This is a genomic window from Zobellia uliginosa (genome assembly GCF_018860745.1).
Taxonomy (GTDB): Bacteria; Bacteroidota; Bacteroidia; order Flavobacteriales; family Flavobacteriaceae; genus Zobellia; species Zobellia uliginosa_B.
This window is the reverse complement of record NZ_JAHKPY010000002.1, coordinates 240,195-253,319: the sequence shown is the minus strand read 5'-3', so window position 1 is coordinate 253,319 and position 13,125 is coordinate 240,195. Positions and strand designations below refer to the sequence as shown.

The following is a 13,125-nucleotide window of genomic DNA, read 5'->3' as shown; positions in this document are numbered from 1 at the left end:
CATGAGTCAAAAATTTACAGAAGCCCAGTTAGAAAATGTTTTTGCAGAGCTATTGGCAAATGAAGGATATCCACACCATTTGGGTAATACTTTAAATCGTGCAGAAGATGAAGTAATTATTGAAGATGATTTACGTTCGTTTTTAGCTTCTAAATATGCCAAAGAGAACATTTCTAGTACAGAGATAGACGGTATTATACTGCAATTAAAAACATTACCTAGCTCAGATTTATATGAAAGCAATAAACGATTTATGCGTATGCTTTCAGATGGCTTCATATTAAAAAGAGAAGACCCAAGTCAAAAGGATATCTACGTACAATTACTAGATTTTTCAGGTTTAGAAAAACAAGTTCAAAGCACAACAATAGAAACTATTGAAGTTGCAGAACCTGAAGTAACTTATGGTGATAAGAACATTTATAAATTTGTCAATCAATTAGAAATAGTAGGCACACATAAACGTATTCCAGATGGTATTATATATATTAATGGTTTACCTATTGTGGTTTTTGAATTCAAAACAGCTATTCAAGAAAACACTACGATCCATAATGCTTATGTACAATTAACTACACGTTATAAAAGAGATATTCCACAACTTTTTATCTATAATACATTTTGTATTATTAGTGATGGTGTTAATAACAAAGCAGGTTCCTTTTTTGCACCTTATGAGTTTTACTATGCTTGGAGACGTATTGCAGGTGTAGCCAAAGATGTAGATGGTATAGATTCTATGTTTACCCTCGTTCAAGGAATGTTGCACAAAAACCGCTTACGAGATATTATTCGCAATTTTATTTACCTACCTGATAGCAGTAAAAAAGACGAGAAAATTGTGTGTCGTTATCCGCAATATTATGCAGCAAGAGCTTTGTATGATAATATAAAATTGGCTCAAAAAAATAAAGACGGTTCTGGCGGAGATGGAAAAGGTGGAACTTATTTTGGAGCTACAGGTTGTGGTAAGAGTTTTACAATGCTGTTCTTAACGCGCTTATTAATGAAAAGCGAATATTTTGAGAATCCAACCATTGTCCTCATCACAGATCGCACAGATTTAGACGACCAATTATCATCACAATTTACCAATGCTAAAAACTATGTTGGAGATAATGGTATTGTAAGTGTAGAAAGTCGCAGTCACCTAAGAGAACTTATGCAAGGGTGCGAATCCGGAGGTGTGTTTTTAACCACCATACACAAGTTTACCGAAGATTTAGAATTACTAACAGAACGTACTAACGTTATTTGTATTTCTGATGAAGCACATAGAAGTCAAACCAATTTAGACCAAAAAATAAAAGTTACAGAAAAAGGGGTTAAGAAAACCTATGGTTTTGCTAAATATCTACACGATTCGTTACCCAGTGCCACTTTTGTTGGCTTTACAGGAACACCAATTGATGCGACATTGGATGTATTTGGTAAAGTAGTAGACTCTTATACCATGACAGAATCTGTAAAAGATGAAATCACCGTAAGAATTGTATATGAAGGTAGAGCCGCAAAAGTAATTTTAAACAATAGCGAACTTCAAAAAATTGAAGAATACTACGAAGAAGCAGCCGAAGCAGGAGCTAATGAATATCAAGTAGAAGAAAGTAAAAAGCAATCGGCAAATATGAATGCCATTTTGGGCGACCCTGATGTGCTCAAAAAAATAGCTGTAGATTTTGTAAATCATTATGAAAACCGAGTCGATGAAGGAGCTACGGTTAAAGGCAAGGCACTTTTTGTTTGTCCTAGCAGACCAATTGCCTATGAATTATATAAAAACCTAATAGCATTACGACCTGAATGGGCAGAAATTAAACAAGCTGAAGATGGAGCAGAATTAACCGATAAAGAAAAGCGAGAGATAAAACCAATGGAACGTGTTAAAATGATAATGACACGTGGTAAAGATGACCCTAAAGAAATGTATGAAGCTTTAGGTACAAAAGAATATCGAAAAGAGTTAGACCGTCAGTTTAAAAATGAAAAATCAAACTTTAAAATCGCCATAGTGGTAGATATGTGGTTAACTGGTTTTGATGTTCCGTTTTTGGACAGTATTTATATTTACAAACCTATTCAACAACACAACTTAATTCAAACTATTTCTCGAGTAAACAGAAAATTTGCAGGTAAAAATAAAGGTCTAGTTGTGGATTATATCGGTATTAAAAAGGCTATGAATATGGCTTTAGCAAAATACGGAAAAGGCGACCAAGATAATTTTGAAGATATAGCGTCATCGTTAATTATAGTTCGTAATCACCTAGATTTATTAGCTAAGTTCTTTCACAAATTTGATATAAGTAATTACTTTAATGGTTCTGCATTAGATCAATTAAATACTTTAAATCAAGCTGCCGAATTTGCACAGGTTACCAAAGAAGATGAAACACGTTTTATGGGCTTGGTCAAAAGGCTAAAAGCAGCTTATGATATTTGTGCAGGAAGTGAAAAACTAACGCAAATCGAAAGAGACTACACCCACTTCTATTTAGCAGTTCGCTCTATTGTTTTTAAGTTGACTAAAGGAGATGCACCAGATACCGCACAAATGAATGCTAAAGTGCGTGATATGATAAAAGATGCATTACAAAGTGACGGTGTAGAAGAAATTTTTAAACTAGGAGAAGATACAGAATCGCAACAAGACATTTTTGATGATGATTATCTAGCCAAAATAGACAAGATAAAATTACCAAATACCAAAATTAAGCTTCTTCAAAAACTATTAGCAAAAGCTATTGGGGAAATGAAGAAAGTGAATAAAGTAAAAGGCGTTGATTTTACTAAAAAAATGGACTCGTTAGTAGCTAGATACAATGACAGAAGCGAGAATGATATCTTACGAAGTGAAGTCTATGATGAAATAGCAGAAGCATTAACAGAAATGATTATGCAAGTACGTGATGAATTTAACGCAGGAGACGAGCTCGGAATCGACTTTGAGGAAAAAGCATTTTACGACATCTTATTAGAATTATGTAGCAAATATGATTTCTCTTATCCAGAAGACAAGTTAATTGAATTGGCTAAGAAAGTTAAAGAACTAGTAGACAGTCAAGCAAAATTTCCTGATTGGAGTAAACGAGACGATATTAAAGCAGCTTTAAAAGTTGGACTTATTCTACTCTTAGACGAATTTGGATATCCTCCAGTTGAGAGAGATGAAGTTTATGAGGAAATCTTCTCACAAGCAGAGAATTTTAAGAAAAATAGAAAATAAAGCAGAATGAAAGCCTACGTTCAAAGATATACATATTCGCTACAGCCAACGCTACGTCAAAAATTGCAAAAGACTATGTCTTCTGCCAACGCTAGCAAGTCTACGGAATAAAGCCAGTGGCTGACAATGTATATTAAAAAATAGGGCGATTTTTACTAAATCAAAGGTTTCTGTATGTTTGCAAAGCCCGCCATATTTTTAATATGTATTTTAGAAAAAAGATAAAAATAGAACAAAAAATATGGCTCAGTATATATCCGAAAGTAAGTGATTTATAACTGCCCTACTTTTCATATATTATACCGTTGTGTAACATTTACAAAAAAAATTAACTCACTCAATACTAATGCTTGCAGGGTTATTTGAAGAGAATAAAAAAGCACCATCCCAAACGATAGTTCGGCTATCTAAAAGTTATTATTATTGGCAAATAGTACTTTTTCTTTTCTGGATATCTATTGCCATTATTCTAATATTTTTGGACTTGAAAATATTTGGATTTTTACTGGCCTGTTTGGTAACGTATAATATGAAAGACATCTTCAAGGTTTTTAGTACAATCCAAAACAACTTAATACAAATGACCTTATCCTCTAAAGGGATTTCCCTTTGCGACGGAAAAACATTTAGCTGGAACTCAATTGAGGACGATAAAATAATTGTAAAACCCAATTATGCTGCATCAGTTATATCTAAAGAGTATTTGACTTTTAAAATAAATCACATTGAAAAGGAAATATTTATTAATAATCTGGACATAAATTCTTTAAGATTAAAATACCTGCTAAAAACCTACCGAAATAGACACTTAAATGGAAAATAAAAAACGTTACATAACCCCCGCTAGCGCTCGTTTGTAACGAGTGATCTACACCGCTTTTACAAATACCTATAAGGCCTTTTAATAGATAAGAATGGGTTAATGAACAGTGCAGTTACAGATTTTTACCAATACATTTAATCCTACAACAAGAACTTAGATTGCGCACTTAATTTTAATTAATTGGCAAATCTGTTTAGCATACTAGTAAAGCTATCATGTGAAAAATACCGGTCAGCGTTTTAAATGCTATATTTAGCGTATTTTAAAATATTGGCGTTGTGTTTATACGAAATACCAACGTCTTTCTATACGCTACGCTTCTTATATGAAACTGTAGGCATTAATTAAAAAGAACTGAATTGGAAATTAGAGAAACCCAGAGAGACGACTATACAATTTCAACTGACCAAAAGAAATTGAATATTGATAGTATCCACAAATTTCTGGCAAATGAAACGGACTGGAGTCATGGAATACCAATCCATACGCTTAAAACATCTATTGAAAATTCATTGAATTTCGGACTTTATTACAAAAACGAACAGATTGGGTTTGCCCGTATAATTTCTGACTATGCCACCATTGCGTATTTAGGAGACGTTTATATTTTAGAAGAATACAGAGGTAAGGGATTAAGTAAATGGTTGATTTCCGAAATAATGGAACACCCAAATCTACAAGGTCTAAGAAGGTGGATTTTATTAACGAATACGGCAGAATGGCTGTATAAAAAATTCGGCTTTAATGAATTACCACACCCTGAGTTTTATATGGAGAAACACAACCCGAATGTTTACATAAAAAGTTGAAAAATAATACCATTGCGGCCAAAATGTAAAGTAGAACGTAGCGCCAAAACAAAATGGTCTGTGTATATTTATGAGGTAGCTCCATCCTATGGATTTAGCTTTTCAGCAAGAAAAAGCAAAATAATGGCCTTTAGCTGAACATCTAAAATATAAAAATGGATTATTTATCTCCTACATATTATTTTGATTACAACAGCGAGGAAGTTCAAAACCTGATTTCCGAGTACAAGACAGATACGCTATCCAATAAAGAAAAGACTATACGTTTGTACCTAAACGTACGCGACTCATGGAGATACGACCCATATGACTTGAGTTTATCAAAAGAGAACTATAAGGCCAGTACGATTGCTAAAAAAGTGAAAGGACATTGCATAGAAAAGTCCATACTATTGATTTCCTGTCTTCGCGCATTAGGAATTCCCGCAAGAATTCATTTAGGAAAAGTAAAAAATCACATTGGAGTAGAAAGACTAACTGAAAAATTTGGCACAAATGAATTGACTCCCCACGGGATGGTCAATGTTTTTTTAAATGATAAATGGTTAAAACTATCTCCTGCTTTTAATAAATCTATGTGCAAAATGTGCAATGTTGCCCCTTTAGAGTTCGATGGAGAGAATAATTCCTTTTTACAACCATATAATGACGATGGAAATCTTTTTATGGAATATCTTGACGACTATGGTCATTTTGAAGATGTTCCGTTCGATTTTATGATTAAAAACGTAAAGGAACATTACCCCAACATTTTTGATACGAAAGAAAACAAAACTGAATTCAAATTATAGGATTTAAAATCAGTCGCTAGTAAAGAACCGTAGGTAAATATCCTTATTTAATCTACCATTCGTATGCTAGGCTCCCAGATATTAGATTCAGATTTATGGTTTTTTTTTAAACCGTTGTAACCCATAAAAATACTATAGGGAGTACCTTAGCGCCGCCCTAGATGCGGTTTTTCTTTACCTTGTACTTTTAGTGCCAGTTGTACGTTATAAAACATAACTAAAGACTACGTAAAACGTGGTGCGCAAACTCAATAAGAACTATGCTAGAAAGCTTACTGATCCTCTTTCTAATTTGCTTTGCAGCATTTTTTCTTGTTGCCGCACTGACCATCTTAGGTATAGGATGGGCCAGGAAGTCCGCAAAACTGAAAAAAATAGCTCTCTGGACCGGTATTGCACCGTTCATATTTTTAAGTCTAGTCCTGGTGTGGTATGCAATAGCACCCCCAGGAGTTAATACAAGCCAAATGGAAGATTTTGCAGGAAATTATGTGCTGCACGAGTATGACGTTAAATCACTACAAATAGACGCATTTAAACTAACTTTAAATTTTGATGGTACCTACCAATTTGACGGAGGAGCTGGAATAGGTCTTGATACCAACGGAACATGGACAACCGGGGGAAAGCACCATAAGTTTGAGTTTAATACGCATAACGGCACAGAATTGGCCATTCCTTCAAGTAACGCAAACGACACTACTTTATCATTTAAATATAATACCGGCAAAGGAAACCATGAGTTCATGCAAAGAATATTATTCGTAAAGAAATAAGGTATTTAAACGGACTGATTTTAAAAAACGCAGATTGGATAATAGCCCCCGCTAGCGCTCATTTGTAACGAGTGCTCCATATAGTTTTTGCAAGTAATAATAAGGCCTTTTAATGGATAAAAATAGGTTAATGACCAGTGCAGGTAAAGCTGTTCACCAGTATATTTAACCTTACAATGACAACTTAGATTGCGCACCAAATTTTAACTGATCAGAAGCGGTATTAATAAATTATTATGGAAAAATGAATCTCAAAATAGTTAACGGATTCTTAATTAATACCATAAATTTGATTTAGTCAAAAAACCAGCAGATGAACTTCACATTCAAAAACATCCCTCTCTATTTTCTAATTATATTCCTTTTTAATTCTTGCTCTAAAGAAGATGACACGGAAACAATTACGGAGGAATTTGGTGAAATTGAGGTAGTAGTAACTTTTAATGAAGGATACGATAAAATGTACTCTTTGCGTATGATTACGTATGGCGTAAGAGACGGAGAAGATATGATCCCTAGATTCATTCCGGTCACGTATCTGAACACAGGCATAGACTATGACGATTCTGGATTCATTGAAGAGCAATTTGAAGATACTATTCATAGCTTTAAAACTACGGAAGACTCTAAACGTTTTAATTACGCTATTGTACTAAGTTCGGAATTACAAGACCCTTATCAGGTAGACTATTCAGTTGAATTCTATTATAATGGTGAGCTAGTGCACACCCATAATCTCTCTGAAAGTAATGTGACTCAAAGTGTTCATGAAATATCTGGCTGGAGCTCAACAGAGGGTTTTTATCAAAATTCTTTAATAATTTTATAAATCATTCCTGACGCTACCACCTAATAATCCAGTCCAAAATAATCCATAAGCTTTGTATACCCTCGCGTATTAAAGAAATAGTTAGGGACACTGAATTCTAAGAAAACCTCAATCCATTTCTATAAGATTATATTCTCCTTGCTTTTTCAACATACCAATTAAGTGTTGTTTTATGGTTTGCATAGGTTTAGAATCCACCACAAAATCCGTAGAAAATATGAGGAATAATTTATTGTCTTGCTGTACCCATATCCAACTAATGAATTTAAAATGTATTTCTCGTTCCCTATAATTTTGTAGACTCTGAAAACAAGAATTAGCGGTGTTCTCATCTTTAAAAAACCATTCTTCCACCTTAATATTTTCCTTTGGATTTTCTTGGTTTTGGGTTAAAAAAGAAACGTTTAATTGGGTTGCCTTTGTAAAATCGTTATTCTCAAAATCTTGGGCCAAGGTTCCCGCAAATCTTTTGGCTTTGTAATTGCTTAATCTTCGTGTTACATATGCCTCATCCTCTATGGCGGCAGCATCTTTATATAAACCGCTTAAGCTTTCATTAAGCAGAGCTAATTGTTCTGCAGCATCTGTCTGAATGCTATCAAATTGTACATTGAACACCTTAATGGGAGTCTCCGCCACACTATCATTTTGCACAGTTGATTGCCCAGGAATCAATTTGTTTTGGTTGTTAGCGCTTTTACAACTACAAAATGTGAGAACACTAAATAAAATACTAAGTATATGCTTCATCTTTACACAAGTATTAATGGAGGGCGTGTGGCACTTTCATATTCAGCAGTCAATAATTGACTATTGCCTATTTGAGTTAAGCTATTCTCTCCTGTCAGATTCCTAATTGTATCATTAAATCGGTCCCATTCACCACCACCACAAATTTCTATGCACCCAATTGAACCATAACCACCAGAAATAGGATTACTGGGACCTTGGTGAATAAAAAAACCATCATAGACTCTCCAAGCATCATCGTCCATTGTACTTATATAATCCCATGCTAGCGTATGTCTTTGAGCGTCCGCTAATCCCACGACACTAGGTCCTTCTGTAGTTGTTCTATGCACTCCAAAACGTATAGCTTCAAAATCTTCAATCACCGAATTATTTCCGGAAGTTTTACCCTCAATGCTAACACGATATAAAGGAACTCTATATAAAATAGAAGGTCTGTTTGGTCTATAAGGATAACTTGTTATATGTGCATTCCCTAATGTAAGATTTGTAATACGAATGGTAACTTTTCTCATATTTATAATGTTTGAAACAAGTATACGGCTTCTGAACTTGTGTATAATAATCGCCCGAATACCCAAATAGCGAATTGATTGGCCAATATACTGATTTCTGTTTACTAAAATGTGCTTTCTAGAAATACTCGTTTAAACCTCTTTTTCTTAGTTTGCATACACTCCTATATTCCATAAGCCTGTATTTGGTCTAGCAACTCTATTCTTATCTTCAGGTAGATTAAGTCCATCTGCGCCCATAATGAAAAGTAAAAGAATGAAGCACATGAGATAAACTCGCCTCTGGTCAAGCCTAATTTTAGTATTATAGATACAAAGACATATAGAAGGTATTTTAATTCCTTCTTGGAAACTAGCATCTTACCAGGTAAACTAGTAGAATTTTAATAATTAGAGGTTATTCAACTCCAGGTTAATATTCGCTGAATGAGCAGGGTTACCTGTAACAGCAAAATCTTAATCATCCGACGAACAGGTAAACTGAAGCGCAATTGGTTCTCTGGGTTCAAAATCTATATCGTCTCTATAGTCTATCAAATCAAAATTATGCTCTGGCCAAACAATGTTGGTAGGATTACAGGAGTTGTAAACAATACAGTCTATTATTTTGTTAGCACCCGTACCTTCAGCAGTGCCAAATGCCGCAAATATCAATGAATTAGAAGTAGGTACGCCCCTATTTTGTCCTAAATCACCACATATAATCTGCTTGGCACGTATTCTGGTAAAAGTCACGTTTTTGGAACCTTCCACAGAGGAAACCACACCATTACCCATTTCTAGAAAATCTACATCTTCAACCAATCCCCCAAAGCCACCACGAGCACCTTCGGTATTCTGGTCTTCAAATAATACGCCTACACCAGTAGGGCTATTGTTACCTACAATCAGACCTTTTTTAATTTGTTGTCCGGCACTTTTGTAGATACTAATATTATCTTCCGTCCATGCGATATCCCGGTCGTTAATCACCGAAAAATTCTCTAGTAATCCGCCTATACATTTATCATATTGTACAAATTGCCCTCTAGGGTACGGACCTCTCATATTATGCCCTTCAATATAGGTCAATATAGAATCATCGCACTGGTTTAAGCTAATACCCGTAGAACCATCTGTAACTTTTACATTGGTAATCACTAGATTTTGAGATTGAATACCTTCTATACAATTTCTTGTAGCATCCGGTAAAGGACCGCTAGACGGGGCATTGGTATAGGTAATAGAACAATTGTCTATGGTTAGATTATCGGCATTTGCGAATTTAATGCCGGTATAGGCACCTGTATATTCAATAATACAGTTAGTTATGACTACGCCAGAAAAATTGTTTATTTCAATACCATGCTGATTAGAAGTTTTAATATATAGATTTTCTATACGTTGGTTGTTAGCGCTAACTATAATAGGACCTGATTCCTGAAGATTGGATTTGCAAATGTTTCCGCTTAGAGACGGTACTATGGTATACGTTACTATGGTGCCGTTTTCTGCAGTTACCGTATAGGTAATCTCACTACTAAAATCTTGAACAGTATTGGATTCCGGACTCACTGTTGCTTCCGAGGACAGTGTAATGGTAGGCGTTAATTCCTGGATGGCAACGCTATAGGGATTCAGTTCTACATGAATTGTTTTGTTATCCTTATCCAATGTGCCCATGATATCCGTAACAAGACCTTCATTATCTGCGGAACTAAATCTAAACTCCGTTATTTCGGGGTCGATACTTACCACAGGTGTTTCCGGAGTATCTTCTGGCGTATCTTCTGGCGTATCTTCTGGCGTATCTTCCGGACTAGCCTCTGGTGTTACATCTGGAGGTGTATTTGCAGTGTTAGGATCACTGAATGCATCGGTATCCGATGAACAAGAGCCTAGTTGCAGTGCTAGAACAGCTAAAACCAGTAATACTGTAGTATTGAAGTATGAAGATTTACGCATAGTTCTAGCCATAATGGGTTTTTAATTCATTAATACATAACTCAATAGGTTCGCATTACATTTGAAAAACCTACTCCCTTTGGATAACTATTTTTTAGGCTGATTGTTGTTCTTAAAGAGGAAACATTTTAGTATAAATAGGTCTAATTACTGTTTTTAATTGAAGCACGTTATACTTTGGCTTAATTCATGTGAGGCAGTAAACTACCTCTAGGCAAGCCCACGAGGCACTAAAAAGTATACATTGATTACGAGGCAGGCCTCGGGTTATTTAAACTCGATTATGGAGTAAAAATCAATACTTTAAATCTCGTAGATCAATTAAACCTTAAATCAGAACACTAATGAAAAAAATCATGACGTTACCGAAACATCACTAATTACATATGACCGATCTGGATTTGGAACAAGTGAATTAAATCCGAAATTTGAAAATGCTTAAAAGAACAATTAGCCAGTGCAGATTTGGAGTTTATTTCAATTGATGGTTAAAAAGCAAAATATGATATTTGTAAGCGGTTTTTATTTTAATATGTTGAATGGATAATTTTAAACAAAACTATAAACGAAGCTTTTATTTAAGTGGCGACCGCAAGAAATATTGGTATTCCGCTTTCTTTCTAGGCTTCTTTGTCTCCTTAATTCTCATAGGCCTTAAGCCGTTTGAAAAAAGTATAATAGACCACCCGTATATAACGCTTGTGCATATTGGTGTTGGGTTAATTTGTACGGCAGTCTATATTTTGGGGTACGAAATTTTATTAAGGTGGTTTAAAACCATAAAATTCAATTATTTAAAACTTATTCTTTTTGATGTTTTTCTTGCGTTAGTAAGTGTGACTCTTATTTTTCTTTATGACCGTTATATTATTGTAAAAGATGGGCATGTTACTTTTGGTTTTCTATTGGAATATATTCTTGTATTGGGTTTACCTTTTTACCCTGTTATTCTTTCTATTTTCCACTTTTTGAAAACAGTAGTGTTTCCCATTCAAGTATATGCACCCATCTCCAAAGAATATTTAGCAGATGCGGAAAATATTTTAAGCATAAAAGAAGATAATGGTGCAGCTGGGTTTAGCACAAATTTGGAACAGCTTTTATATATACAATCTCAAGATAATTATATAGAGATACATTATTTAAAGGATGGAGATTACACCAAACATTTAATGCGGGGTACATTAAAGAGTATTCTAAATGACTTTGCCTTTCTTCTTAAAGTACATAGATCGTTTGTTGTAAACCCAGATAAGGTAGAATGTTTAGTAGGAAACTCTAATAAGGCCGCTATTTCTTTTAAGGGCGTTACGGTTTCGGTGCCGGTTTCTAAATCCTACTACTCTTCTGTCAAAAACTATTTATCCACTAGTACCAAAATCTAGTCATTTCGCCACAAAATGGCCTACTTTCTTTTTCAAAAATCAAGCGCTTTATATTTTAGTCGCCAGTAATACTTATTAGTAATGAACACTTTGAAAATTTTTTAAACTTTAAACCAGAACACAAATGAAAAAATTCTACTTTAAATTCCTATTCGTTTTAGTATTACCACTCTCCATTAATGCTCAAAGCCAAGACACCTTAGTAGATGTGGGTGGTTACAAAATGCATTTCAACATTATAAAAGGAGAAGGAACGCCCATTCTTTTTGAAGCTGGCGGAGGTAATGATGCTTCTGTTTGGAATGGCATTCTAGAAAAAATTCATACCGTTACGGGAACAACACTAATTACTTATGACCGGTCAGGAATTGGAACAAGCGAATTAAATACGAAGTTAAAAAACGATGCGGATTTTGGAATAGAAAACGGAATTAAAGAATTAGAAACAGGTCTTTCTAAATTGGGGTACGACAAGGATATCATCCTAGTTTCTCACTCCTACGGCGGACTCTACAATCTACTGTACACCCGTAAACATCCTGAAAAGGTGAAGTCCATTGTTTTAATAGATGCCACGCCCATTGATTTCTGGAATGAGGAATTACTGGCCATGAGAGATATGAATGTGGATATAAGTACTATTCCAAAAGGTACCGGTGATTATTATGCGAATGCCAATTATAATGAAACGATGCGTTCTATAAGAGGTATGCAGTTCCCAGAAAGTACACCAATTACCAACGTTTTTCCAGAAAATTCATTTCCATATTTTCCTGAGATGCTTTCAACTAGATGGAAAAAACTACAGGACGAACTAGCCGAAAAAAACAAAAATGTAACTCCGATTATTGCCAAAGGCAGTGGTCATGCCGTTTTTGAAGATAATCCTGCGTTGATCATCAATACTATCGTTAAAGCTTACTCAGAAACGTTAGCTAAAGACCAACAAAATACAATATTAAAAAAGGCGCTAGACAATGCTATAACATTAGCTATTGAGGATAGGGTAAACAGCCGTTCAGAACATGATTTGAATACCTTGGGCTATTCATTTATGCAAACCGAAGAATTTGATAAGGCTATAGAAGTTTTTAAAGTGACTACTATTTTGTTTCCAGATAGTGCAAATGTATATGATAGTTATGGCGAAGCTTTATTGGCGGCCGGCAAGAAAACAGAAGCCATTGAAATGTACAAGAAATCTATTGAATTAAACCCTGAAAACGAACATGCAAAAGAGGTTTTACTGGAACTGAAACAAGGGTAACTAGTATAAA

General features: G+C 34.7%; 11 protein-coding genes. 8 read left to right on the top strand and 3 right to left on the bottom strand.

All coding sequences use genetic code 11. From position 1 onward, the window contains the following. The first annotated feature begins 1 nt into the window (after position 1). From KO521_RS01835 to KO521_RS01810, 6 genes are all read left to right on the top strand, one after another. On the top strand, positions 2-3,226 hold the full coding sequence (locus KO521_RS01835) for a type I restriction endonuclease subunit R (RefSeq protein WP_215938202.1): 3,225 nt from the start codon (positions 2-4) through the stop codon (positions 3,224-3,226). Positions 3,227-3,572: 346 nt separating this feature from the next. Continuing rightward, complete coding sequence (locus KO521_RS01830; RefSeq protein ID WP_215938201.1) at positions 3,573-4,049, top strand: hypothetical protein; 477 nt, start codon at positions 3,573-3,575, stop codon at positions 4,047-4,049. 359 nt (positions 4,050-4,408) lie between these two features. Further along, the gene (locus tag KO521_RS01825) at positions 4,409-4,858 is read left to right on the top strand and encodes a GNAT family N-acetyltransferase (protein WP_215938200.1); all 450 of its coding nucleotides are present in this window, start codon (positions 4,409-4,411) and stop codon (positions 4,856-4,858) included. Positions 4,859-5,013: 155 nt separating this feature from the next. Next, a complete protein-coding gene (locus KO521_RS01820) occupies positions 5,014-5,649 on the top strand; it encodes a transglutaminase-like domain-containing protein (protein ID WP_215938199.1) in 636 nt (211 codons plus the stop codon). A gap of 260 nt (positions 5,650-5,909) precedes the next feature. After that, positions 5,910-6,425, top strand: a complete 516-nt coding sequence (locus KO521_RS01815; RefSeq protein WP_215938198.1) for a hypothetical protein — start codon at positions 5,910-5,912, stop codon at positions 6,423-6,425. A gap of 313 nt (positions 6,426-6,738) precedes the next feature. Continuing rightward, complete coding sequence (locus KO521_RS01810; RefSeq protein ID WP_215938197.1) at positions 6,739-7,254, top strand: hypothetical protein; 516 nt, start codon at positions 6,739-6,741, stop codon at positions 7,252-7,254. Positions 7,255-7,362: 108 nt separating this feature from the next. Here the strand turns inward: KO521_RS01810 and KO521_RS01805 are convergent, their stop codons facing one another. The 3 genes from KO521_RS01805 to KO521_RS01795 form a co-directional block, all read right to left on the bottom strand. Next, complete coding sequence (locus tag KO521_RS01805) at positions 7,363-8,004, bottom strand: hypothetical protein (protein ID WP_215938196.1); 642 nt, start codon at positions 8,002-8,004, stop codon at positions 7,363-7,365. A 2-nt stretch (positions 8,005-8,006) separates the two neighbouring features. After that, entirely contained in the window at positions 8,007-8,519 is a 513-nt protein-coding gene (locus KO521_RS01800; protein ID WP_215938195.1) for a hypothetical protein, read from the bottom strand. 456 nt (positions 8,520-8,975) lie between these two features. Next, positions 8,976-10,475 (bottom strand): right-handed parallel beta-helix repeat-containing protein, encoded by a 1,500-nt coding sequence (locus KO521_RS01795; protein ID WP_215938194.1) that lies wholly within the window; start codon positions 10,473-10,475, stop codon positions 8,976-8,978. A 527-nt stretch (positions 10,476-11,002) separates the two neighbouring features. Between KO521_RS01795 and KO521_RS01790 the strand changes: the two genes are divergently transcribed. Further along, on the top strand, positions 11,003-11,848 hold the full coding sequence (locus tag KO521_RS01790; protein WP_215938193.1) for a LytTR family DNA-binding domain-containing protein: 846 nt from the start codon (positions 11,003-11,005) through the stop codon (positions 11,846-11,848). Positions 11,849-11,972: 124 nt separating this feature from the next. Further along, positions 11,973-13,115, top strand: coding sequence for an alpha/beta fold hydrolase (locus KO521_RS01785; RefSeq protein WP_215938192.1), 1,143 nt, complete (start codon positions 11,973-11,975; stop codon positions 13,113-13,115). Positions 13,116-13,125 lie beyond the last annotated feature (10 nt).

Coding starts and splice junctions, on each gene's coding strand:
- KO521_RS01835 (WP_215938202.1), top strand. CDS start 2: ATGAGTCAAAAATTTACAGAAGCCCAGTTAGAAAATGTTTTTGCAGAG.
- KO521_RS01830 (WP_215938201.1), top strand. CDS start 3,573: ATGCTTGCAGGGTTATTTGAAGAGAATAAAAAAGCACCATCCCAAACG.
- KO521_RS01820 (WP_215938199.1), top strand. CDS start 5,014: ATGGATTATTTATCTCCTACATATTATTTTGATTACAACAGCGAGGAA.
- KO521_RS01815 (WP_215938198.1), top strand. CDS start 5,910: ATGCTAGAAAGCTTACTGATCCTCTTTCTAATTTGCTTTGCAGCATTT.
- KO521_RS01810 (WP_215938197.1), top strand. CDS start 6,739: ATGAACTTCACATTCAAAAACATCCCTCTCTATTTTCTAATTATATTC.
- KO521_RS01805 (WP_215938196.1), bottom strand. CDS start 8,004: ATGAAGCATATACTTAGTATTTTATTTAGTGTTCTCACATTTTGTAGT.
- KO521_RS01800 (WP_215938195.1), bottom strand. CDS start 8,519: ATGAGAAAAGTTACCATTCGTATTACAAATCTTACATTAGGGAATGCA.
- KO521_RS01795 (WP_215938194.1), bottom strand. CDS start 10,475: ATGGCTAGAACTATGCGTAAATCTTCATACTTCAATACTACAGTATTA.
- KO521_RS01790 (WP_215938193.1), top strand. CDS start 11,003: ATGGATAATTTTAAACAAAACTATAAACGAAGCTTTTATTTAAGTGGC.
- KO521_RS01785 (WP_215938192.1), top strand. CDS start 11,973: ATGAAAAAATTCTACTTTAAATTCCTATTCGTTTTAGTATTACCACTC.